A 21,416-nucleotide genomic window follows, 5' to 3' on the forward strand; every position below is an offset into this window, starting at 1 on the left:
GACCGGCGTACCGCCCCCGCCCGCCGGCGCGAGCACACCGCAGGCGTCGAGCCGCCGCCGGCCGGCACGGCCACCTCGCCCCCCGGGGTCCGGCCGCCTGGGCCGGAGCGCGCCGAGGACCCACGAGCCACCACCGGCCGAAGGCCGGAGCCCCACCACCCCGCGCCGGAGACAACCGGCCCAAGCCACCGGAGCGCCCCGAGGCCGCCCAGGCCACCGCCCCGGCCAAAGGCCGGAGCGCGCCGAGGACCCACGAGCCACCACCGGCCGAAGGCTGACGATCAGCGGGCCGAGGACGCCGGCCACCGACCAGGCGGTGAGCAGCCGGCCGTGGATGGCGCCGACCTGGTAGGTGCCGAAGAGGTCGCGCAGGTAGGCCGGGATGGTCGCGAAGCCGCCGCCGTAGAAGGAGAGCAGCAGCAGCGCGGCGACGACGAAGACCGGCGTGGCGGGGCCCGACCTCTACACCCTGTCCTTCGTCGTCATGATCGTCCTGCTGGTGATCGGCTTCGTCGCCAACGAACTGGTCCGCCCGGTGGCCGCCAGGCACCACGAGCCGCAGCCGGCGCCCGAAGCCGCCCCGGAGCCGAAGGAGGCCACCCGGTGAACCGCCGCGCCCTGCTCCTCGTCACCTGGCTCTGGGTCGGCATTCCGCTGACCTACGGCCTCGTCGAACTCGTCCGCAAGGCCACCCAGTTGTTCACCGGCTGACCGTCATCACCGGCCGACGCGGATCTCCGGGGTGTGGCGGACCGGGAAGTTGACCGAGTTGGCGATGAAGCAGGCCCGGTGCGCGTCCTCGTGGAGCTCGGTGGCGGCCGGCAGCATGGACTCCTCGGCCACCGTGACCACCGGGGCGAGCACGACGTCCGTGAAGTGTCCCGCGATGCCCGCGCCCTCCTCCATCGTGCCGCGGGCCACGTCCTCGTAGCCGGTCACCACCACGCCCTTGAGCGCGCAGAGCGCCAGGTAGCTGAGCATGTGGCACTGGGAGAGCGCGGCGACGAGCATCTCCTCGGGGTTCCACCGCTCGGGGTCGCCGACGAAGGTCCGGTCGGCGCTGGCCACGATCATCGTCGGCTTGCCGGCCGCCGTGATCTCGGTGTCCCGCGAGTACGACCGGTACCCCGCCGTGCCCTCGCCCGTGTTGCCGGCCCAGCGCACCGTGACCGCGTACCCGTGTTCCCTGGTTCTGCTCATACGCCCCAGTATGGCCGGCTCCCCGCCGCGCCACGGGACCTGACGGCGCGTGACGCGTACACGTCTTTGCCGAGTCGTTACCTGAAGCACGCCACGCAGAAACGTTCAACCGACAGCATGTCCCTCGCATTACCACACGGCTCCACGGAGCCGAACCCGCCCCCACGATCAGGGAGTTCGCGTTGCCCCACATACGCAGCTCGATCCGCGCCGGCTCGGTCTACGCGCGTCGACGCCTTGGCCTGATAGCCGCCCTCACCGGCCTGATATCCATCGCCGCCCTGTTCAGCGGCCCCTCCGCGCAGGCCGCCCTCCCCACTCCGGTCAGCGCCGCCACCGCCCGCTCCTACCTCGCCTCCCTCACCGTGGCGACCGAGGACCGCACCGGCTACAACCGGGACCTGTTCCCCCACTGGATCACCCAGAGCGGCTCCTGCAACACCCGCGAGGTCGTCCTCCAGCGGGACGGCACCAACGTGGTGACCGACTCCAGCTGCGCCGCCACCAGCGGTCGTTGGTACTCCGTCTACGACGGCGCCACCTGGACCGCCGCCTCCGACGTGGACATCGACCACCTGGTCCCGCTCGCCGAGGCCTGGGACTCCGGCGCCGACTCCTGGACCACCTCCCGCCGCCAGGCGTTCGCCAACGACCTCACCCGGCCGCAGCTCATCGCCGTCACGGACAACGTCAACCAGTCCAAGGGCGACCAGGATCCGGCCCAGTGGATGCCGCCGCTCAGCAGCTACCGCTGTGTCTACGCCCGCGCCTGGGTACAGGTGAAGTACTACTACGACCTGTCCGTGGACTCGGCCGAGCGAAGCGCGCTCACCTCCATACTGAACGGCTGCTGATCCCGAGCTCATCCCCCCACGACTCCGGCGGCTGACGGGACGCCCCCACCGTCGACCGGGCCCCACGTCCGGACGACGCCCCGCCACGCCCGCCGGAACCTCCCTCCTCCGTCGCGCCCCGTCGTGCTCACAACCCGGCGAGCGACGGAGGAGGGAAGCGCCGTCCAGGGCCTGCCTTCCGGGTCCTACGACCGCCGCCCCAGGGTGACCGTCCTGCTCCCCTCCGCGAAGGCGTCGAACGACAGCTCCCACGGCTCCTCGCCGGGCCAGCGGTACGTCACCCGCCCCTCCGCCGGCCGGTACTCCGCCGTGTAGACCGTGCCGCCCGCGTCCTCGTGGCCGTACCGGTAGAGCGGCGGACGCAGCAACGCCCTCCGCACCGCCCCCGGATCTCCGCTCTCGGCCACGGCCCGCACAGCCGCCAGGCGCTCCCCGGTGTTGGTCACCCGCTCCTGCTCCTCCGGGACCGGCAGGTGCTGGTGGTTGGCGGCGCAGGCGAGCGCCCCGCCCTCCGCCTCGGTCGGCTCGACGTCGGGCCCGAGGTGCACGGTCACCGCCCGCTCGCGGTCGACCAGCGTCAGGTTCTGCGCCAGCGCCACCGGCGTCCGGCGCAGGGCCGCGAGGGCCTCGTCCACCGTGTCGCAGGTCTCCAGCAGGTAGCGGACCACGATCAGCACGGCGAAGCCAGGACCGTGCACCAGCCGGCCGCCGAAGGTCAGCGAGACCGCGAGGCCCGCGTCGTTCATCCCGTCGAGCAGCCCCCACATCCCGTCCTGCGAACCGATCACCGGCCGCAGGAAGTTCGAACTGACGAAGGTGCCCTCGACCTCCTCCGGCGGGAAGTCGTAGTTCCGCAGCAGGACCCCGTCGAAAGCGGCCTGGGTGCAGCCGGCGAAGAACGGCCGGAACGCGGCCTGGGTGAGGAACGTCTCGCCGAGCCGCCCCCGGTCGAGTTGGGCGGCCAGCCGCTCCAACACCGGGACGAGCTCCGGCAGACGCGTGTCGAAAAGCCGCCGCGCCGCGTCGGCGCCGGCCGCCGTCCGCCCCTCGTCGGTCAGCCACTTCTCGGCCTCGGGCCACGCGGCCCCGGCCGCCGCCGCCCACCGCCCGTCTCCCCCGTCGCCGACGGCCACGGCGCGAAATGTCTTCTCCAGAGCCATGGTTGTCCCGGCCCCTTCCCCCTCGTCGTCAGTTGGCGCCGGTCAGCGTAGCCAAATTCCCGAGAAATTCGACAGATCGAGATTTCACCTCGCCCGACTACGGAAAGCGACCAAAATTTCCGTCCCTTCTCCCGCCTTCTGCTCGCATTGACCGAATGTCTATGCTGTGCGGCGTGCGTAGTGACCTTTTCAAACCCGAATACCAGGCCCAGCCGCCCACCGCGCCTGGCATGTCCCTTCAGCACGCCAAGGCCATCAAGTACGTGGTCAACGGCGAGTGCCACGCCCGTCAGGGCTCGATGGTCGCCTTTCGCGGCAATCTGCAGTTCGAGGTGAAGTCCCAGGGTGTGGGCAACTTCCTGCGCCGCGCCGTCACCGGCGAGGGCCTGCCGCTGATGGCCGTGCGCGGCCAGGGCGAGGTGTGGTTCGCGCACAACTCGCAGAACTGCTTCGTGATGGATCTCGACCAGCCGGGCGAGGCGCTGTCCATCAACGGCCGCAACGTGCTCTGTTTCGACCCGACCCTCTCCTACGAGATCAAGATGGTGGGCGGCGCCGGCATGACGGGTGGCGGCCTGTTCAACTGCCTCTTCACCGGCCAGGGCCGCATCGGACTGATCTCCGACGGCGAGCCCATCATCATCCCGGTCTCCGCCCAGGCCCCGGTGTACGTCGACACGGACGCGGTCGTCGGCTGGTCGGCCAACCTGCACACCTCGATCAACCAGAGCCAGAGCTTCGGCTCGATGCTGCGCGGCGGCTCGGGCGAGGCCATGCAGCTCGCGCTCCAGGGCGAGGGCTTCGTCATCGTCCAGCCGAGCGAACTGAAGCCGCCGCCCGGGCAGTAGACGGCGGCGGGAGCGCCGGCCTCCCTCCGCGGAGCGGGAACGGGCCGGCTGACGCCGGGCCCGGAGCGGCTCGCCCACTCCGCCCCGGCGAACACCACGCGGCCGCCGTCGCCTGCCGTGCCTCGCGCCCTCCGGCCGCCCCGCCGGAGGGCGTTGACGTGGTTCCGGCCCGTTCCGGAAGTTTCGAAATACCGCCGGCAGCCTTGACAGGGTCGTGCCGTGCGCCGAGGCTCTGGCCGCCCGCGGGTGCGAACCCGTGTGCCCCGGTCCCGGCGTCCGCCGGCGCCGTCGCGTAGCACCCGCCAACCCCGACGTCGTCACCCCCGACCAAGGGTTGAGAAACCGGTTACTAGATTTCGTTTTCTAAGGGATGCCCATGAACACCTCGCCCTCCCGCCGCACCGCCCTCCAGGCCGTGGGCGCGACCGCCGTCGCCGGCTACGTCGCCGGCTTCGCCGGCACCGCGCGGGCCGCCGCGCCGAACGCGGCGGAGACCGAGCCCGCCGGCGATAGAGTCGTCGTCCACCCGCCCCTCCCCAGCGTCCCCACCAACAGCGCCTTCACCGTCAGGGTGCGCCCCGTCGGCGGCACCTGGCAGACGCTCGCCGTCCACCTGGTCAGGCTCGCCCTCATCAACCCCGTCACCGGCGGCAACCAGGCGCAGAGCTCCTCGCTGGCCGCCTTCGACTTCTCCGGCGCCGTCGAGGTCGAGGTGACCTACAACCGGGGCGGCGGCGAGAACATCCGGGTCCGCCCCGACTCGTACGGCATCACGCCCGAGGTGCTGGGCGGCACCGCCCGCTTCACCCTGGACCGGCCCCGCAACCTCGTCGTGCAGGTCGACGACCGGATCTTCGACTGCCTGCACCTGCTCGCCAACCCGATCGAGCAGGACCCGCCCGCCGAGGGCGACCACCGGGTCATGCACTTCGGTCCCGGCCTGCACACCCACCCGGACCGCACGCTGCGGGTGCCCAGCGGCACCACCGTCCACCTGGCCGCCGGCGCCGTCCTCACCTCGGCCGTGGTCTTCGAGGGGGTGGAGAACGCCCGGCTGACCGGTCGCGGGGTGATCTACAACACGCCCGGCGGGGCGGTCTTCGTCCGCGACTGTGAAAACGTCACCATCGACGGCGTCACGATCCTCAACCCCCGGTACGAGAACGTCAGGGTCGCCGAGTCCCGGAACCTCACCATCAGAAGCCTCCGCGCCTTCAGCCACCAGGGCTGGGGCGACGGCATCCAGCTCTACTGCTCCGAGAACGTCACCATCGACGACTGCTTCCTGCGCACCTCCGGCGACTCCATCGCCCTCTACACCCACCGCTGGGACTTCTACGGCGACACCCGCAACATCACCGTCAGGAACAGCACGCTCTGGGCCGACGTCGCCCACCCGATCAACATCGGCGTGCACGGCAACCCCGACCCCGACGCCCCCGAGGTGCTGGAGAACCTGCGCTACGAGAACATCGACATCCTCGACCACCGGGAACCCCAGGTGCTCTACCAGGGCGCCATCGCCTTCATGGTCGGCGACGGCAACCTCGTCCGGAACGTACGCTTCGACGACATCCGGGTGGAGGACTTCCGGCAGGGCCAACTCGTCCACATGCGGATCACCAACAACCCGAAGTGGAACACCACGCCAGGGCGCGGCATCGAGAACGTCTACTTCAGGAATCTCAGTTACACCGGCACGAACGCCGACCTCTCGCTGATCGCCGGCCTCGACGCGGACCGCGTCATCAGGGACGTCACCTTCGAGAACCTCCTCGTCAACGGCAGGGTGATCGCCGACAGCACCGGCAAGCCGAACTGGTACCTGGCCTCGGACGGCGTGCCCATGTTCGTCAACGAACACGTCCGGGACCTCCGCTTCCTCACCACCGCCGAGGCGGCCGGCCAGTGACCACACCTCCCACCCGGCGGACCTTCCTGACCGCCTCCGCCCTGCTGCTGGCGGCGGGCCCGGCCGGCCTCGCCCTGCCCGCCCCGGCGCGCGCCGGCACGGCGCCCTCCGGCTTCGCCCACCCAGGGCTGCTGCACACCGCCGCCGACCTCACCCGGATGCGCGAGGCCGTCGCCTCCCGGTCCGCCCCGCAGTACGCGGGCTTCCAGGCGCTGGCCGCGCACCCCCGCTCCCAGGCCAGCTACCCCGTCGCCAACACCGGGCAGATCACCTCCTGGGGCCGCGGGCCGACCAACTTCATGTCCCAGGCGGTCGCCGACTCGGCCGCCGCCTACCAGAACGCCCTCATGTGGTGCGTCACCGGCGAGCGCGCCCACGCCGACAAGGCACGCGACATCCTCGACGCCTGGTCGGCCTCGCTCACCGCCGTCACCGGGGCCGACGGCCCGCTCGGCGCCGGGCTCCAGGGCTTCAAGTTCGTCAACGCCGCCGAGCTGCTGCGGCACAGCGGCTACGACGGCTGGGCGGCGGCGGACCTCGCCCGCTGCGAGGAGTCCTTCCTGCGCGTGTGGTATCCGGCCGTCTCCGGCTACATGCTCTACGCCAACGGCAACTGGGACCTCACCGCCGTCCAGACCGTCCTCGCCATCGGCGTCTTCTGCGAGGACCGCACCCTCTTCGAGGACGCGCTGCGCTTCGCCGCCGCCGGAGCGGGCAACGGCAGCGTGCGGGGCCGCATCGTCACCGACGCCGGCCAGGGCCAGGAGTCGGGACGCGACCAGGGACACGAGCAGCTCGCCGTCGGCCTCCTCGCCGACGCCGCCCAGGTCGCCTGGAACCAGGGCGTGGACCTCTACGGCTTCGCCGACCACCGCATCCTGGCCAACGCCGAGTACGCCGCCCGCTACAACCTGGGCGACGACGTGCCGTTCACCCCCGACCTCGACCGGACCGGCAAGTACCTCAAGCAGACCGTCTCCGACCGGGCCCGGGGCAGTCTCCCGCCCATCTACGAGATGCTCCACGCCCACTACGCCGGCGTCCGTGGCCTGGCCACCCCCCACCTGGCGCGGGTGGTGGCGAGCCGGGTGGAGGGCTCCAACGACGACCTGCCGTCCTTCGGCACCTTCACCTACGCCGGTGCCGGGCCCGTGCCGGTGACCGGCCCGCCCGCGGCCCCCGCCGGGCTCCACACCGCCCCGGCCGAGGGCCGGGAGGTCACCGTCTCCTGGCTCCCGACCGTCGGCGCCGACCGCTACGCGCTGCACCGCGCCACCGCCCCCGCCGGGCCGTACGAGACCCTCGCCGACGGCCTCACCGAGCCGACGTACACCGACACCACCGCCCACGCGGGCCGCACCTACTACTACTCGGCCACCGCCGGCAACGCCTCCGGCACCGGCCCCGACTCCGCCGTCATCGCCGCCACGGCGGGGCTGCCGGGCCGCTGGGCCGCCACCGACGTGGGCGAGGTCCGCCGCCCCGGCACCGCCGCCTTCGACGGCGAACGCTTCACCGTCGAGGCGGGCGGCGCCGACATCGGCGGCACCGCGGACGCGGCGCACTTCGTCCACCTCCCGCTCGCCGGCGACGGCGTCCTGGTCGCCCGCGTCGGGTGGCCCCTCAGCTCCCAGTACGCCAAGGTCGGTGTGGCGATGCGCGCCTCCCTCGACGCGGGGGCCGCGCAGGCCGCGATGCTGATCCAGGGGCTGCCGCTGCACACCTTCAGCGGCGTGTGGACCACCCGCGCCGAGCCGGGCGGCCCCACCTCGGGCACCGGCAGCACCCCGGTGCCGCCCACCCAGCTCGCGGCGATCACCTCCGCCGCCGCCTTCCCGATCTCGGAGCTGGGCACCCTGCCCGACTCCGCGACCCCGCTCGCCGCGCCCCACGTGGAGGGGGCCGGGGACGGCTACCGGTTGCGGATGCCGTACTGGGTGCGCCTCGAGCGGCGCGGCACCCGCTTCACCGGCTCCATCTCGCCCGACGGCACGGTCTGGACCGAGGTCGGCACCACCCGCCTGCCCGCCCTCGGCGGCACCCTCCGCGCCGGTCTCGTCCTCTCCTCCTGCCTCGGTGTCGACGCCGCCCACGCCGAGACCGGCACGGCGGCCTTCGACAACGTCCGCCTCACCGCGCCCGGCGGTGCGGGCTGGTCCGTGCCCCGCCCCGCCACGACCGCCACCGACCTGACGGCCACGGCCGGGCCCGACGCCGTCGAGCTCAGCTGGCGTGACCCCGACCCGGCCGCCCGCTACACCGTGCTGCGCGACGGCCGGGAGATCGCCACCGACGTCGGCCCGGTCGGCTTCGGCACCCTCATCCGGCACACCGACCCCACCGGCACGCCGGGACGCACCCACCGCTACGCCGTCGCCAAGACCAACCTCGCCGGCAGCGGCCCGCGTTCGACGACGGCCAGCGCGACCATGCCCACCCCGCGCGCCCCGGAGCTCACCGGCCCCGGCGTCGCCTACGCCACCCTGGGCGTGCCCTTCCACCACCTCCTCCGGGCCAGCCACCACCCGGGACGGTTCTCCGCCGCGGGCCTGCCCACGGGGCTGCGTCTCGACCGGCGCACCGGGCTGATCTCCGGAGTCCCCGAGCAGACCGGCGAGTTCACCGTCTCGGTGACGGCCGCCAACGCCGGCGGCTCGACCACCGGCGGCCTCACCCTCGCGGTCGGCGCACCGCCGCCCGCGCCCTGGGCCGCCGGGGACCTCGGCGACCTGATCGTGGACGAGCGCCACTACGGCACGTTCGGCGTGGTGGCGCTCCGCGCCGCGGGCAACACCACCCACGAGGCCGGCACCGGGCGCTTCACCGTGCGCGGCGCGGGAACGGACCTGTCCGTCAACAACCAGGGCATGACCGGCCACTTCGCCCGGCGGCCGCTCAGCGGCGACGCCACCCTCACCGCCCGCCTCCTCTCCCGCTCCGGCGCCGTGACCGCCGACCGCGTCGGCCTGCTGATGGCGAAGTCGCTCTCCCCGTTCGACCTGGCGGCGGGCGCGATCCTCAGCGGCGGGACGACCCCACGGCTCATGTCGCGCACCACGGTGGCGGGCGCCAGCGCGTTCACCGGGACCGCCACCGCGCCGGCCCTCCCCCTGTGGCTGCGCCTGATCCGCGCCGGCACCACCTTCACCGCCGCCGTCTCCGACGACGGCACCACCTGGACGCCACTCGCGGAGGTGTCCATCCCGAACTTCGGCGACGCCCCCTACTACGCGGGCCTCGTCGTGTGCTCCCGCGCCCCGGCGACACCGACGACCGCCGTCTTCGACGAGGTAAGCGTCGGCTGAACCCGCCGCATCAGCCCGGCCGCGTCCAGCGCGGCGCGGTCGGGCTCCCCGGCGATCCGGTCCTCGACGGCAGTCGGGCCAGTACGGCTCCTGCGTCCAGCCCGGATAGCCGCCCACCTTGATCCCCGGGGCGTCGGCGAGGTGGTACCAGTGACCGTGACCTGTGGGAACCGCTGACGACACCCACCTTGCCACTGCTGGTAGCATCAGCAGTATGAGTGGTAGCAAGAAATACTCGATCAGCCTCCCCGAGAACCTCGCCGAGGCCGTGCGCGCCCACGTCGGCCCGGGCAGCTTCTCCGCGTACGTGGCCGAAGCCCTGGAACAGCGCGTGGCCATGGACAAGCTGGGCGAGATCGTCGCCGACTTCGAGACGGACAACGATCCACTGACGAGGGAGGAGGTGGAGGCGGCTCGCGCCCTGCTGCGTCACGACCGGGGTGACTCGGGCCAGGCCGCGGCCTGATGCCCGGCACGCTCATGCTCGACAGCGAGGGCCTGTCGAAGCTCTACATCAAGGATCGCGCGGTCATCGCCCTCGTCCAGGCGGCTCGCGAGGAGGGGGCGCGCGTGGCCACGACGGCGATGACCACCCTTGAGGCGGACTACGAACGCGTCCATCCGGCCCGCATCCGGTGGGTGCTCTCCCGGGTCGACGTCCTGGACGTCACCAGGAACGTCACGGATCAAGCCGCCGCCCTGTTGCGCGACCACCGCCTCCACGGGCACAAGTACGCCATCGACGCCGTCCTCGCCGCCGTGGCGCGCACAGCAGCCGGCCCTGTCTCCGTGCTCACGTCCGACCCCGAGGACATCAGCCTGCTCTGCGGACCCGCCATCGAGGTCATCAAGGTCTGACCGTTCGGCAAGCGGAGGCGGTGGCCGACTGCCGTCGATCCCGCGAGAATCACCCGGGCGGCACGGCTTCGTGGGAGGAGAGGCATGCGTGTGTTCCGGTTCGACCGCGGTGAGCGGTCGGTCGATCGGTACGGCAGCGTCGGGGTGGTGGCGACCCGGGTCGCGGCCTCGGCTGAGGGGCCGGTCGAGTTGACCTGGTTGACCGTCCAACCCGGCGGCACCATCGGGGCGCACCCGGCCTCGGCGACGCAACTGTTCCTCGTCGTGTCGGGCGAGGGCTGGGTCGCCGGCGCGGACGGGGCGCGGGTCGACGTTTCCGCGGGGTGGGGCGTCCGGTGGGAGGCCGGCGAGCGGCACGCGTCCGGCACCGCCACCGGGCTCGTCGCGCTGGCCGTCGAGGGGCCGGGGCTCGACGCGTACGAACCGGACCCGCATCCCTGAATGCCCCTACGTGGTGGAGTGACCAGGTAACAAGGCCGCCCCATCGGCCCACCGCTCACGACAACGAGCCGGCTGAGCTCTTCGCGTCGGAGACCGGGATGCCCGCCGACCCGCTCTCCCGCGCCAGGGTGGTCAAGCGGGCCATCTCGTCGCCCCGAAGTTCCTGAACCTCGCGGCTCAGCCGACTCATCACGAACTCACCGAGCGTGACGGTCAGGTCCATTCGTCGGATGCACACTCCCACCATGAACGGTCCCTCGGCCGACTTGTAGAGGCGGACCCCGTAGTAGCCCTCCTGACAATCTCGCGGGTTGTTGAAGTGACAGCCCGCACACGTGCCAGGTAGGCGCACCGGCCGAATGGTCTTCACATACATGGTGCGGCCGTCGGGCAGGCGATAACGGGTGCGTTGGTCGGATGTTCCCGCCGTCACGAAGTGGCGATCCGGAGTCGCCCCCACCATCGTCAGCACCTCACGCATCGCCTCGCTGGACGCGTCGGCCGTCTCCAGGTTGAGCAGCAGGCGCACCACGACGTGTTGGCCGTATGTGTCAAGGACTCGGAGTCCCCGGGGAACGTGACTTCCGTCAGGCACCACCATGTTCGCCGACACCTTCACTCCGTGGGCGATGGCAGCCTCGATGGTGCGATCGAGGGCGGCCAGCTTTCTGGCGGCCAGGCCCACCCCGGCCAGGCGGCTCCCCTGAACGGCTGCGAGCTCGGACGGGGTCGTGCCGAACACCGAGAGGTTGATGCGGTCGAGCCCCGCCTCGGCGGCGGCGGGGATGACCGCGGCGCCGTTCTCTCCGTTGCTCGTCAGGCCAACCGTCAGGCCCATGGAGCGTGCAAGCGCCACCAGTTCCGGGAGTTCTGGATGCAGTGTCGGCTCGCCACCAGTGAAGTGCACCTCCTCGATGGCCAGACTGCCCCGCATGGCCGCGAGCGCCAGCGCGAAGTCGGGTCCGGGCTCGATGCGTGTGGAGAGGAATCCAGCCCGGTTGGTCGCCACATAGATGGACACCCGCCCGGTCCGGGGGCCAGTGCCACCCGTGTAGCCCTGCGGCGACCGATCACGGTTGTCGGCCGTCACCGGAGTCCCCTCGTTGTGGCAGAAGGTGCAGGCAAGTCCGCAGGCGTCAATGATCTTGACGCGTACCGTTCGATCGGGACGTACCTCGATCGGGATCCCAGTGAGATCAAGCGGGTCCGGCACGACGGTCAACCTCATTTCTCCGTCTGTGCGGGGAAGCGCAGTTCCGTGACGGCTTCCAGGTCGATTCCGTACCTGCGGTACACGTCCGTGGTGTTTTCGCTGGTCAGTACCCCGGGGCCGAAACCCAGCAGCTTCACGGCCTGGTAGACGTCCTCCGCGCCGTCCCCCTCGATCTCCAGGTAGGGCGGAATCAGCGGCCAGGAATCGATCTCCAGGCGCGTTGCGCCGAGCCGCCACGAGGCACGCCGGTTCTCCTGATACGCCTTGGCGGTGAATCCCAGGTTCTGCAACAGCCCGTGGGCCGCATCGAAATCCATCACGGCCAATTCCGTCTCCAGGACACCGTCCACCGCACTGGAAACGATCTCCTTTACGCAGATGGTGACCTCCGTGCCGCTGTCCCGAAGCCGGACCCACTTGCCGGGTTCCGGGGGCCGAAGGTCATACACATAGCGGCGCATCAACCGATCAGACACGAACGCGCCACCGGCATCCGAAATACGCTGTGCGATGTCGTACGGATCGATGCCCAACACCTTTGCTTCGCATTCTCGAACACGGGTCATCCGCTCGCTCCTCCTCCGCTTCACATCACTCGAAATCCTGCGCCCATTCAGACAGCTGCTGAACTGCCGCCGCCCCGAACAGCGCCCGTTCCTCAAGCTCGCCGAACAAGCCGAGATATGCGGCCACATCTCTGGAATCTCTCAGGATGACGATCCCGGCAGTGGTTTCGACAGTTGCCAGCGTGCGGTCGTAGACCGTGAAGGTACTCAGCGCCATGACCGGAATACCGCCCCGCAGCGGCAGCACCCCGATCCTTATGTTGGGCCATTGGGACAGCATCTTCAGGCGATCAATCTGTCTGGCCATCTCGGCGGCCGGCACGAGGGGCCATCGCACGGCCTGCTCCGTGAGGAGGAAGGTGAAGGCCTTGGTCCGGTCTTCCAGGATTTCCTGGCGTGCGATCTTCATGTCAACGATGCGATCCACGTCTGAACCAGCACGTCGGAGCGTCGCCCGCATGTAGGGACGCGTGGACAACAGACCGGTGACCACCGATGGAAGAAAATAGCGAAACTCGCTGGTCCCAGCTTCCAGGTCGGCCAGTTCGTTCTGCTTCCTGTGCAGCCCCTTACGGTAGAGGGACCGTAGCCCCTGCCATTCCGTGTTCGCCATCCTGGCCAATGCCATCAACTCGGACACTATGTCGGCCGGTGCACCGAGAGCGCGTACTATCCGCTCGACGTCGACCACGCTGGGCAGCACTTTGCCTGTTTCGATTCTGCTGATCTTCGACTGCGAGATATTGCACCGCCGTGCGAGCCGGTCTCCGGTGAGGCCGACTCGCAGGCGCAACTCCTTGAGCGCCTCGGCCAGTTCCCGTTTGGGATCACCTCGCCGCTCGGGATCAAGCGCCAAACCGTCTCACATACTCCGTGAACGGAATCGACTCGGAGACCGCCAGCTTCCGCCAGGCGACATAGGGCGCGGGGTCGCCCTGATGGAGCTCACGGTTGATCTGGGTGCCGTCCGAACGGTAGTGCATCAGCACCACCTTGGAATCGTCGAAAATCCAGAAGTCCTGGTCCGGAAGGCCCGGGTTCTCGCGGTCCGTCAGGTCCAGGATCCGGATCTCTTCCCCGGCCCGCACGTGATGACGGTAGTAGTACTCGAACTCGAAGCGGAGGTAGTCCGAGAGCGGACGCCTCAGCACGTGCACACGCCCCACCGTCCTGCCCTGGCCCCGCCAGTGCCGGATGTCGTCCATCCAGGCCGAGGTGTGGTCGTCCGGCGACCGCTCCCCCGCGCGGAACCGCGCGAACTTCTCCGCCTCCTGCGGCATGGTGTACACCGGCAACGTCTCCAGCCGCCAGGCGTCGTGCTTCATGGAGGTGAAGCAGCGGCGCCACTCGTCACCATCCAAGTGCACGGAAGGCCTCACGAAGCACCTCCTCCGGGATTTCGACCAGTCCCTCGCCCTCCGGGACCCGGAAGCCGTGAAACTGATTGCCCTGCACGACAAATGACCGCCGGTCGGTGAGATACACGTTGGGGCAGTCGCCCTCGCCGCACTCCCCGTCGCCCACGCCGGTCAGACGACGCAGTCTCAGGGCGTTCGCCATGTCCCCGCTCCCCTCTTGTCGGACACTCCTGGGTCCGCTCAGCAGCACGGTAGAAGCTTGATGCCCCGCCGGTCACGTTCAGGCACCGGCTATGCGCGTTCCGGCATAAACAGCGGCGTCCAGGACGGCCGCCGAGGGGCCTGGGCTCGACGCGTACGAAGCGGACCGGCATCCGTGACATCCTTGCGCGGGTGAGTGACGGAATCAGCCGGATGGGCGGTCTCGACGGCGGGCGGGTCGCCGGCGCGCTGGCGCTCTCGCAGCGCAAGGAGTTCGAGGACGAGTTCGCCTTCGCGCTGCGCGGGGCGCGGATCACCTACGAGGTGGAGCCGCTGGCCGAGGTCGTCCGCACGTGGTGGGAGGCGGCGGGTGGCGACCAGGACGTGGTGGACGCCGACCGGTTCCGCTCGCAGCGGGACGCCACGATCACGCGCCGCCCGCACCACCGGTCGCAGCAGGATCCGACGCGCTGGGTCGACCGCACGGGGCCGGCCGTCTACGCCGCGCTGACGCCGGACGACCGGTCGCGGTTCGCGCTGGACTTCGACGGCGCGGCCGACCGCGCCGAGCGCACGTTCGACCACCGGCACCTGCTGCTGGTGGTCCACGAGTGGTGGACCCCCGCCTGCCGGAACGCCAACCCCGAGCAGTTGGCCCAGGACCTGGAGCTGGCCCGCCGGATCGAGGCCGGTGACCTCAGCATGTTGGCGGAGGACGACGGGCAGCCATAGGGAGTGATCTACGACATTCGCTACGTCGACGTGGCGAAGCGCCAGCGGAACACGCTGCCCCGCGCGGCCAGGGCCGCGTACGACGACATGGAGCTGGAGATACGCGACGACCCCTACGACGGGGCGTGCAAGGGTCGCGACGGCATCTGGTGGCGCGACTTCGGCTCCGGCGGTCAGGTCATGTACCTCGTCTCCGACCCGATCCTCACCATCACCGTGTTGCGCGTCGTGCATCTCTGAGCCCGGCCGGCGGGCGAGCCGGCGGCCGGGCTCAGGGGACGGGCCTCACCAGTCGTGGACCGTGCCGTCGGTGAGGCGGTTCACCGGGAGGTACGCCGGCTGGTACGGGTGAGCGGCGGCGGCCGGGTCGTTGAGGGTGACGCCGAGGCCCGGCGTGTCGGACGGGTGGAGGAGGCCGTTCTCGAAGCGGTAGCTGGTCTCGAAGACCTCCAGCGTCGCGGCGGAGTGCCGCATGTACTCCTGGATGCCGAAGTTGTGGATGGCCAGGTCGAGGTGGAGCGCGGCGGCCTGGCCGACCGGGGAGATGTCGGTGGGGCCGTGCATGCCGGACTTGACGCCGTAGACGGCGGCCAGGTCGAGCAGCTTCTTCATCGCCGTGACGCCGCCGGTGTGGGTGACGGCGGAGCGGACGTAGTCGATCAGGCGCTCGGAGAGCAGCGTGGTGTAGTCGTGGACGTGGTTGAACACCTCGCCGATGGCCAGCGGCGTGGTGGTGTGCTGGCGGATCAGGCGCAGGGCGGTCTGGTCCTCGCCGGGGGTGGCGTCCTCCAGCCAGAACAGGTCGTAGGGCTCCAGGGCCTTGCCCAGCTTGGCGGCCTGGATGGGGGTCATCCGGTGGTGGCCGTCGTGCAGCAGCGGCAGTTCGGGGCCGAACTCGGCGCGTACCGCCTCGAAGACGGTGGGGATGTGGCGCAGGTAGGCGCGGGTGTCCCAGGTCTCCTCGACGGGGACGGCGGTGGGGCGGGCCGGCTCGTAGTCGTAGCGCTCGCCGCCGCCGGCGGCGGAGGCGGCGACGCCGTAGACGGAGTCGAGGCCCGGGATGCCGGTCTGTATCCGGATGGCGCGGTAGCCGGCGTCCAGGTGGGCGCGGATGGAGTCGAACAGCTCGGGTATGTCGCGTCCTGAGGCGTGGCCGTAGGCCAGGGCGCCGCTGCGTGAGGCGCCGCCGAGGAGCTGGTAGAGCGGCATGCCGGCGGCCTTGGCCTTGATGTCCCACAGCGCCATGTCGACGGCGGCGATGGCGGCCATGGTGACGGGGCCGCGCCGCCAGTAGGCGCCGCGGTAGAGGTACTGCCAGGTGTCCTCGATGCGGCCGGCGTCGCGGCCGATCAGCAGCGGGACGACGTGGTCGCGGAGGTAGGAGTCGACGGACAGTTCGCGCCCGTTGAGGGTGGCGTCGCCGAGCCCGGTGATGCCGTCCTCGGTGGTGATGCGGAGGGTGACGAAGTTGCGTCCGGGGCTGGTGACGATGGTCTCGGCGGAGGTGATCTTCATCGGCTGGTGTCTCCTCAGCGGGCGAGTTCGGCGACGACGACGCCGAAGGGCGGCAGTTCGACGGTGGGCAGCTTCGCACCGTCCAGGTCGAAGAGGGAGCCGGTGGCCAGGGTGGGCGTGAGGGAGAGCGGCTGGTCGTGCTGGCTGACGAACCAGACGAAGGAGCAGCCGTCCTCGTGCGTCATCGTGCCGACCAGCACCCGGGGGTCGTCCACCGTGACGTCGGGGGTGACGCCGGCCTCGGCGGCAAGGGCCGCGTAGAGACGCCAGGTGGGCTCGGGGTTGACGCGGGGGGTGACGGCCGCCATGTGCTCGATCGGGTAGGTGCACAGGACCATCCGTCCGCCGCCGACCGCGTGCGAGAGCAGGGCGGGGCGGCCGTGCGCGTCGACGGCGATCACCTCGGCGCCGTCCGGCTCGACGGGCAGGTAGGTGCGGGAGTTCTCGGTGCCGGCGACCGTGAAGACCAGTTCCTCGCCGGCCTTGATGGCGCCGAAGTCGCGCCGGAAGACCATCCGCAGCTCGTCGTCCTCGATCGGGTCGGTCAGGCCGTAGCGCAGGGCCTTCCGCACCCCGAAGGTCTCGTCGAGCTTCGGCCACCAGGGGCCGCGCTGGGTGGCGTGCTCGCCGACGAAGTAGGAGGCGTAGACGACCGAGCCGGCCGCGGCACGCTCGGTGAGGAAGCGCCAGCCGGGGGCGGTGAGTTGCTTGGCGGACGGCAGCAGGTAGAGGGCGCAGTCCTGGGGCAGCCCGTCGGCCTCCCGGGCCACGCCGACCGGCAGGTCGGCCTCGCGGGCGGCGACGTACGCCTGCCGGGTGTGGGCGAAGACGCTGGTGGCGTCCTCGGGTTGAGTGAAGGGGTACATCCGCTCCAGGAAGGAGGAGACGACCAGGGCGACGGACGTGTCGGGGCGGTGCAGCCGGGGGAAGTCGACGCGGTCCAGGATCTCCGTGAAGCGCTTGACCTCCCGCAACTGCTCCTTGGGGCGGCCGAGGTGGTCGGTGAGGCCGAAGTGCATCTCGAACGGGTGGTGGCTGTACGGCTCCTGCTGGTACAGGTCGTCGTAGTCCGTGTTGTTCCACGGGATCCAGCCGGTGGCGCCGGCCAGCAGGGTGTTGTGCAGCACCTGCCGGTAGTAGTGGGCGGCGTTCTCCTCGGAGACGTAGTCGGAGGTGAGGCCGAACTCCTCCATGATCACCGGCTTGCCGTCGATGTCCAGCAGCTCGCAGACGAACGCGGCGCCCAGGTGCTGGCGGACGGCGTCGGTCTCCATCCGGTAGACGTGCGGGCCGTGGAAGTCGATCAGCGGGGCGAGGTCGCGGACCCGGAAGCCGTTGTCGGCGCCGGTGACCTCGACGCCCCAGGCGCCGTCGCCGACCGAGACGGGCTGGGTGGCGCCGGCGGCGCGCAGCGCGTCGATGAGGGTGCGGGCCCAGGCGGTGACGGCGGCGTGGTCGACGGTGCCGATGCCGCGGGACTGCCAGTGGGCGTAGATCGGTATCTCGTTGGTGAGCAGCCAGCCGGCGACGGCCGGGTGGTCCTTCCAGCGGGCGGCGAGCGTGCCGACGTACCACTCCTGTTGGGCCAGGAAGGAGGCGTCGGAGAAGATGTCGCGGCCGGCGCGCCAGGCGGGGTCCCAGTTCTGTCCCGACATGTGGCCGACGATGAAGGTCGGGATGGTGGTCATGCCGAGCGCCTGGTGGCGGTCGAGGAAGTCGTCGAAGTGGGCGAGGAGTTCGTCGTCCAGGGTGTTCTCGGCCGGCATGAAGTCGGGCCAGTAGAGGAAGGAGCGGGTGAGGGTGATGCCGTGCTCCCGCATGGTGCGCAGCTCCTCGTCGATGACGGCGGTGCGGTAGTTCCGCCACATCAGGGGGCCGCCGGTCCGTGACCAGTAGTTGACCCCGATCCAGACGGCGGGCTCGCCGCCGCCGTCCGTGAGCTTGGCCGCGTTACGCCTCATCGATCGTTCCCGTTTCTTCCGGCTTCCAGCGCGAGATCCCGGTAGGTATATCGTTTTACCAACCCGCTGTCGAGGCGTTGACGCGGGCGTGGCCGCCGCCGGGAGGGTCGGGCTATCGCGCGCCGGGCGCGGAGAGCCGCCGGGTGATCCGGTCGAAGAGCTCGGTCAACGGCTCGCCGACGTCCCGGCCGAACTCGGTGAGCCCGTAGGTGACCTGGGGCGGCGTCGTCGGCTCCACCTCCCGCCAGACCAGGCCGTCCTCGACCAGGGCGCGCAGGGTCTGGGCGAGCATCTTCTCGCTGATGCCCTGGATGCTCTCGCGCAGCTCGTAGAACCGCAGGTCGTTGCTCCGCAAGGCGATCAGCACCCAGACGCCCCACCTGCTGGTCACATGGTCGACCACATCGCGGGCGAGGCAGTCCGTGTGAAACACGTCATACCGCTTGCCCGCCTCGGCCGGCCTGTGCTGCATGCCTCCCACCATGGCAGGAGCTTACCCAAAGGTATGCCCTTACCAAAAGTTAGCCCGCACTCCTAGCGTGAAGGCCACAGAAGGACACCTGACAGGGAGCTGATCATGATCGTGGTGACCGGGGCTACCGGGAACGTCGGCCGGCCGTTGACGCGGGCGCTGGCCGAGGCGGGCGAGCAGGTGACGGCGGTGTCGCGGCACCCGACCGCGGTGCCGGACGGCGTCCACCACCGGGTGGCCGACCTGACCGAGCCGGCCAGCCTCAGGCCCGCCCTTGACGGAGCGAAAGCGCTGTTCCTGCTGCTCTCCGGCGACCTGCACACCACGGGGGCCAGCCCCGCCGACATCATCGGCGAAGCCGCGGACAGCGGGGTCCGCCGGGTCGTCCTGCTCTCCACACTGGGCGTGGTGACCAGGCCCTTCGGCACGACGCGGATCGCGATGCGCGCGCTGGAGGACACGCTGCGGGAGTCCGGCCTGGAGTGGGCCGTCCTGCGGCCGGGCGGCTTCGCCTCCAACGCCCTGTGGTGGGCTGAGTCGGTCCGCGCGCGACGGGTCGTCGCCGCGCCCTTCGGCGACATCGGGGTGCCGATCATCGACCCGGCGGACATCGGCGCGGTCGCGGCGGCCTGCCTGCTCGATGACCGGCACACCGGCGGCGCCTACGAGTTGACCGGCCCGGAGGTGATCACTCCACGCCAACAGGCGGCGGCCATCGGCGCCGCGTTGGACTCGCCCGTGAGGTTTCACGAGCTCACCCGCGACGAGGCCAGGGCTGCCATGACCGAAAGCATGCCGGCCGAGCTCGCCGACGACACCCTGGACATCCTCGGTGCACCGAGCCCGGCCGAGCTGCGGGTCAGCCCGGACGTCGAGCGGGTCCTCGGCCGCGCCCCACGTCCGTTCGCCGACTGGGTCGCCCGCAACGTCGACGCGTTCCGCTGAGCCGAGTCACCGTGCTCCGCTGGGGCTGAGAGCCCTTTCACTCGCCAGCGGCGGCCCCGCCGGCCGCTGCTACGGTGGTGCACTTCACGCCACAGCCGGCAGACCGGGTGGACGGGGATAACGGGTGACGCACAGGTGACAGAGCGGAACACCAAGCGGAGCGAGCGGCAGCGCGGGCCGGCCGCCAAGCCGACGATCGCCGACGTGGCCGCGCTGGCCGGCGTCTCGGTGTCGGCGGTCTCCAAGGTGGTCAACGGCCGCTCCGGGATCTCGGCCCCCACCAGGCAGCGGGTGCTCGAGGCCGCCGGCAAGCTGCGCTGGTCGCCCTCGGTGACGGCGGTGGCGCTGCGCGGCGCCCGCACCCGGGCGATCGGGATGGTCGCCGGGCGCTCCTCCGACCTGCTGGCGACCGACCCGCACTTCTCCGTGTTGATCTCCGGCATCGAGCGGGAGTTGGCGCCGGCGGACTACGGCCTGCTGCTGCACATCGTGGGCGAGGAGCCCGGCGCCGAGGAGCGGGCCTACCGGCGGCTCGCCGAGGAGCGGCGGGTGGACGGCGTCATCCTGACCGAGTCGCGGATCGGCGACCCGCGGTTCGAGCTGCTGCGCCAACTGCGGCTGCCCGCCGTGCTGGTGGGCGTGCCCTGGCAGGCCGATCCGGTGGTGTCGGTGCAGGCGGGCGGGCAGGAGGCCGGGGTCAGGGCGGCGGTGCGGCACCTCGTGGAGCTCGGGCACCGCGCGATCGCCTATGTGTCGGGCCCCGAGGACCGGGTGCACACGGTGTTCCGCCGTCGGGTCTTCGAGGCGACGCTCGCCGAACTCGGGCTGCGGCCCGGCCGGCTCGTCAGCTCCGACTTCTCGGCGCAGGGCGCGGTGGCGGCCACCGAGGAACTGCTCGCGGCGCCGGCCGAACAGCGGCCCACCGCCGTGCTGTTCGCCAACGACACGATGGCGGTCGCGGCGATGAACGCGGCCCGCAGGCTCGGCGTCGAGGTGCCGCGCGACCTGTCGGTGATCGGCTACGACGACCTGCCGCTCGGCGAGTGGGTCCACCCGCGGCTGACCACCATCGGCCAGGACCTGTTCCGGGTCGGCCAGGCCGCGGCGGCCGAGATGTTCCGGCTGCTCGACCCGGAGCGGGCGGTCACCGAACCGCCGTCGCTGCGCCCGCCGGAGCTTGTGGTCCGCGAGTCGACGGGCCCGGCGAGCCGGCCGTGACCGCGCTGTTCCGCACGGAGCTCGCGCCGGGCGCCGTGCACGTCCCCGGCTGGCTCGACCAGGACCGGCAGCGCGACCTGGTGGCGGCCTGCCGGGCCTGGGCGACGGGCCCGGTCCCGATGCGGCACACCAGGCTGCCGCTCGGCGGGGTGATGTCGGTGCGCACGGTCTGCGTGGGCTGGCACTGGCAGCCCTACCGCTACACCCGCACCGCCGACGACGTGAACGGCGCACGGGTGGTCGACTTCCCGGACTGGCTGGGCGAGTTGGGCCGGGAGGCGGTGGCCGACGCCTACCAGGACGGGCTGGTCGAGGGGGCCGCCGCGTACGAGCCGGACACGGCGCTGGTCAACTTCTACGACGGCGCGGCGCGGATGGGCATGCATCAGGACAAGGACGAGCGCTCCCTCGCGCCGGTCGTGTCGCTCTCCATCGGCGACACCTGCGTCTTCCGGTTCGGCAACCCGCAGAACCGCAACCGCCCTTACACGGACGTGGAGTTGGCCTCCGGCGACCTGTTCGTCTTCGGCGGGCCCTCACGCCTGGCCTACCACGGCGTCCCGAAAGTCATACCCGGCACGGCCGACCCGGCGACCGGTCTGCGCGCCGGCCGGCTCAACATCACCCTGCGGACGACCGGGCTGTCCGACCGGTAGT

General features: G+C 71.2%; 23 protein-coding genes and 2 pseudogenes. 14 read left to right on the forward strand and 11 right to left on the reverse strand.

Annotated elements, in window-relative coordinates; all coding sequences use genetic code 11:
- Nucleotides 1-273 precede the first annotated feature (273 nt).
- Nucleotides 274-444: pseudogene (locus tag RNC47_RS14855) on the reverse strand (MFS transporter); the annotation flags it as partial.
- Here RNC47_RS14855 and RNC47_RS14860 point away from each other — a divergent pair.
- Nucleotides 437-607, forward strand: a pseudogene (locus RNC47_RS14860) (MFS transporter); the annotation flags it as partial. The pseudogenes RNC47_RS14855 and RNC47_RS14860 sit on opposite strands and share 8 nt — an antisense overlap.
- A complete protein-coding gene (locus tag RNC47_RS37765) occupies nt 604-711 on the forward strand; it encodes an MFS transporter small subunit (RefSeq protein ID WP_449657348.1) in 108 nt (35 codons plus the stop codon). The pseudogene RNC47_RS14860 and the gene RNC47_RS37765, both read left to right, overlap by 4 nt.
- 6 nt (nt 712-717) lie before the next feature.
- Here RNC47_RS37765 and RNC47_RS14865 read toward each other — a convergent pair whose 3' ends face one another.
- Entirely contained in the window at nt 718-1,200 is a 483-nt protein-coding gene (locus tag RNC47_RS14865; protein ID WP_311599032.1) for an OsmC family protein, read from the reverse strand.
- Between the two features lie 191 nt (nt 1,201-1,391).
- On the opposite strand from RNC47_RS14865, the gene RNC47_RS14870 reads away from it, so the two are divergent.
- Nucleotides 1,392-2,054, forward strand: a complete 663-nt coding sequence (locus RNC47_RS14870) for an HNH endonuclease family protein (protein WP_311599086.1) — start codon at nt 1,392-1,394, stop codon at nt 2,052-2,054.
- Nucleotides 2,055-2,239: 185 nt separating this feature from the next.
- Here the strand turns inward: RNC47_RS14870 and RNC47_RS14875 are convergent, their stop codons facing one another.
- Nucleotides 2,240-3,214, reverse strand: coding sequence for a C45 family peptidase (locus tag RNC47_RS14875; RefSeq protein ID WP_311599033.1), 975 nt, complete (start codon nt 3,212-3,214; stop codon nt 2,240-2,242).
- A 173-nt stretch (nt 3,215-3,387) separates the two neighbouring features.
- Between RNC47_RS14875 and RNC47_RS14880 the strand changes: the two genes are divergently transcribed.
- The 6 genes from RNC47_RS14880 to RNC47_RS14905 all read left to right on the forward strand — a co-directional run bounded on the left by RNC47_RS14880 (nt 3,388) and on the right by RNC47_RS14905 (nt 10,578).
- Nucleotides 3,388-4,062 carry an AIM24 family protein gene (locus RNC47_RS14880; protein ID WP_311599034.1) on the forward strand — a complete coding sequence of 225 codons (675 nt, stop codon included), beginning with the start codon at nt 3,388-3,390 and terminating at the stop codon, nt 4,060-4,062.
- Nucleotides 4,063-4,438: 376 nt separating this feature from the next.
- Complete coding sequence (locus RNC47_RS14885; RefSeq protein ID WP_311599035.1) at nt 4,439-5,974, forward strand: glycosyl hydrolase family 28 protein; 1,536 nt, start codon at nt 4,439-4,441, stop codon at nt 5,972-5,974.
- Nucleotides 5,971-9,279, forward strand: coding sequence for an alginate lyase family protein (locus RNC47_RS14890; protein WP_311599036.1), 3,309 nt, complete (start codon nt 5,971-5,973; stop codon nt 9,277-9,279). Before RNC47_RS14885 ends, RNC47_RS14890 begins: the two co-directional genes overlap by 4 nt.
- A gap of 214 nt (nt 9,280-9,493) precedes the next feature.
- Nucleotides 9,494-9,745 (forward strand): hypothetical protein, encoded by a 252-nt coding sequence (locus RNC47_RS14895; protein WP_311599037.1) that lies wholly within the window; start codon nt 9,494-9,496, stop codon nt 9,743-9,745.
- The gene (locus tag RNC47_RS14900) at nt 9,745-10,137 is read left to right on the forward strand and encodes a DNA-binding protein (RefSeq protein WP_311599038.1); all 393 of its coding nucleotides are present in this window, start codon (nt 9,745-9,747) and stop codon (nt 10,135-10,137) included. Before RNC47_RS14895 ends, RNC47_RS14900 begins: the two co-directional genes overlap by 1 nt.
- Before the next feature lie 84 nt (nt 10,138-10,221).
- Nucleotides 10,222-10,578: a cupin domain-containing protein gene (locus tag RNC47_RS14905; protein ID WP_311599039.1), complete on the forward strand. Its 357-nt coding sequence runs from the start codon at nt 10,222-10,224 to the stop codon at nt 10,576-10,578.
- Nucleotides 10,579-10,633: 55 nt separating this feature from the next.
- On the opposite strand, the gene RNC47_RS14910 is transcribed toward RNC47_RS14905, so the two are convergent.
- Genes RNC47_RS14910 through RNC47_RS14930 form a run of 5 tightly spaced genes read right to left on the reverse strand, consistent with a single transcriptional unit; the run spans nt 10,634 to nt 13,917 of the window.
- Nucleotides 10,634-11,806, reverse strand: a complete 1,173-nt coding sequence (locus RNC47_RS14910; protein WP_311599040.1) for a radical SAM protein — start codon at nt 11,804-11,806, stop codon at nt 10,634-10,636.
- Nucleotides 11,803-12,357, reverse strand: coding sequence for a class IV adenylate cyclase (locus tag RNC47_RS14915; protein WP_311599041.1), 555 nt, complete (start codon nt 12,355-12,357; stop codon nt 11,803-11,805). The genes RNC47_RS14910 and RNC47_RS14915 overlap by 4 nt, the downstream gene beginning before the upstream one ends.
- A gap of 25 nt (nt 12,358-12,382) precedes the next feature.
- On the reverse strand, nt 12,383-13,213 hold the full coding sequence (locus RNC47_RS14920; protein WP_311599042.1) for a helix-turn-helix domain-containing protein: 831 nt from the start codon (nt 13,211-13,213) through the stop codon (nt 12,383-12,385).
- Nucleotides 13,203-13,724 (reverse strand): DUF6879 family protein, encoded by a 522-nt coding sequence (locus RNC47_RS14925; protein WP_311599087.1) that lies wholly within the window; start codon nt 13,722-13,724, stop codon nt 13,203-13,205. Before RNC47_RS14925 ends, RNC47_RS14920 begins: the two co-directional genes overlap by 11 nt.
- Nucleotides 13,708-13,917 (reverse strand): hypothetical protein, encoded by a 210-nt coding sequence (locus RNC47_RS14930; RefSeq protein ID WP_311599043.1) that lies wholly within the window; start codon nt 13,915-13,917, stop codon nt 13,708-13,710. Before RNC47_RS14930 ends, RNC47_RS14925 begins: the two co-directional genes overlap by 17 nt.
- Before the next feature lie 191 nt (nt 13,918-14,108).
- On the opposite strand from RNC47_RS14930, the gene RNC47_RS14935 reads away from it, so the two are divergent.
- Both RNC47_RS14935 and RNC47_RS14940 read left to right on the forward strand, forming a co-directional pair.
- Nucleotides 14,109-14,648, forward strand: coding sequence for a DUF6247 family protein (locus RNC47_RS14935; protein ID WP_311599044.1), 540 nt, complete (start codon nt 14,109-14,111; stop codon nt 14,646-14,648).
- 3 nt (nt 14,649-14,651) lie between these two features.
- Nucleotides 14,652-14,888 (forward strand): hypothetical protein, encoded by a 237-nt coding sequence (locus RNC47_RS14940; protein WP_311599045.1) that lies wholly within the window; start codon nt 14,652-14,654, stop codon nt 14,886-14,888.
- A gap of 45 nt (nt 14,889-14,933) precedes the next feature.
- On the opposite strand, the gene manD is transcribed toward RNC47_RS14940, so the two are convergent.
- The 3 genes from manD to RNC47_RS14955 form a co-directional block, all read right to left on the reverse strand.
- Nucleotides 14,934-16,163: a D-mannonate dehydratase ManD gene (gene manD, locus RNC47_RS14945; RefSeq protein ID WP_311599046.1), complete on the reverse strand. Its 1,230-nt coding sequence runs from the start codon at nt 16,161-16,163 to the stop codon at nt 14,934-14,936.
- Between the two features lie 14 nt (nt 16,164-16,177).
- Nucleotides 16,178-18,124, reverse strand: a complete 1,947-nt coding sequence (locus RNC47_RS14950; protein ID WP_311599048.1) for a glycoside hydrolase 5 family protein — start codon at nt 18,122-18,124, stop codon at nt 16,178-16,180.
- Between the two features lie 112 nt (nt 18,125-18,236).
- Nucleotides 18,237-18,596, reverse strand: coding sequence for a winged helix-turn-helix transcriptional regulator (locus RNC47_RS14955; protein ID WP_311599050.1), 360 nt, complete (start codon nt 18,594-18,596; stop codon nt 18,237-18,239).
- 105 nt (nt 18,597-18,701) lie between these two features.
- Between RNC47_RS14955 and RNC47_RS14960 the strand changes: the two genes are divergently transcribed.
- The 3 genes from RNC47_RS14960 to RNC47_RS14970 all read left to right on the forward strand — a co-directional run bounded on the left by RNC47_RS14960 (nt 18,702) and on the right by RNC47_RS14970 (nt 21,415).
- Nucleotides 18,702-19,541 (forward strand): SDR family oxidoreductase, encoded by an 840-nt coding sequence (locus tag RNC47_RS14960; protein WP_311599052.1) that lies wholly within the window; start codon nt 18,702-18,704, stop codon nt 19,539-19,541.
- A gap of 135 nt (nt 19,542-19,676) precedes the next feature.
- Nucleotides 19,677-20,759: a LacI family DNA-binding transcriptional regulator gene (locus RNC47_RS14965; RefSeq protein ID WP_311599053.1), complete on the forward strand. Its 1,083-nt coding sequence runs from the start codon at nt 19,677-19,679 to the stop codon at nt 20,757-20,759.
- Nucleotides 20,756-21,415 carry an alpha-ketoglutarate-dependent dioxygenase AlkB family protein gene (locus tag RNC47_RS14970; protein WP_311599054.1) on the forward strand — a complete coding sequence of 220 codons (660 nt, stop codon included), beginning with the start codon at nt 20,756-20,758 and terminating at the stop codon, nt 21,413-21,415. The genes RNC47_RS14965 and RNC47_RS14970 overlap by 4 nt, the downstream gene beginning before the upstream one ends.
- The last annotated feature ends 1 nt before the right edge of the window (nt 21,416 follow it).

This window comes from Streptomyces millisiae (assembly GCF_031845425.1).
GTDB classification, from domain to species: Bacteria; Actinomycetota; Actinomycetes; order Streptomycetales; family Streptomycetaceae; genus Streptomyces; species Streptomyces millisiae.

Coding starts and splice junctions, on each gene's coding strand:
- RNC47_RS14865 (WP_311599032.1), bottom strand. CDS start 1,200: ATGAGCAGAACCAGGGAACACGGGTACGCGGTCACGGTGCGCTGGGCC.
- RNC47_RS14875 (WP_311599033.1), bottom strand. CDS start 3,214: ATGGCTCTGGAGAAGACATTTCGCGCCGTGGCCGTCGGCGACGGGGGA.
- RNC47_RS14885 (WP_311599035.1), top strand. CDS start 4,439: ATGAACACCTCGCCCTCCCGCCGCACCGCCCTCCAGGCCGTGGGCGCG.
- RNC47_RS14895 (WP_311599037.1), top strand. CDS start 9,494: ATGAGTGGTAGCAAGAAATACTCGATCAGCCTCCCCGAGAACCTCGCC.
- RNC47_RS14900 (WP_311599038.1), top strand. CDS start 9,745: ATGCCCGGCACGCTCATGCTCGACAGCGAGGGCCTGTCGAAGCTCTAC.
- RNC47_RS14905 (WP_311599039.1), top strand. CDS start 10,222: ATGCGTGTGTTCCGGTTCGACCGCGGTGAGCGGTCGGTCGATCGGTAC.
- RNC47_RS14910 (WP_311599040.1), bottom strand. CDS start 11,806: ATGAGGTTGACCGTCGTGCCGGACCCGCTTGATCTCACTGGGATCCCG.
- RNC47_RS14915 (WP_311599041.1), bottom strand. CDS start 12,357: ATGACCCGTGTTCGAGAATGCGAAGCAAAGGTGTTGGGCATCGATCCG.
- RNC47_RS14930 (WP_311599043.1), bottom strand. CDS start 13,917: ATGGCGAACGCCCTGAGACTGCGTCGTCTGACCGGCGTGGGCGACGGG.
- manD (WP_311599046.1), bottom strand. CDS start 16,163: ATGAAGATCACCTCCGCCGAGACCATCGTCACCAGCCCCGGACGCAAC.
- RNC47_RS14950 (WP_311599048.1), bottom strand. CDS start 18,124: ATGAGGCGTAACGCGGCCAAGCTCACGGACGGCGGCGGCGAGCCCGCC.
- RNC47_RS14955 (WP_311599050.1), bottom strand. CDS start 18,596: ATGCAGCACAGGCCGGCCGAGGCGGGCAAGCGGTATGACGTGTTTCAC.
- RNC47_RS14960 (WP_311599052.1), top strand. CDS start 18,702: ATGATCGTGGTGACCGGGGCTACCGGGAACGTCGGCCGGCCGTTGACG.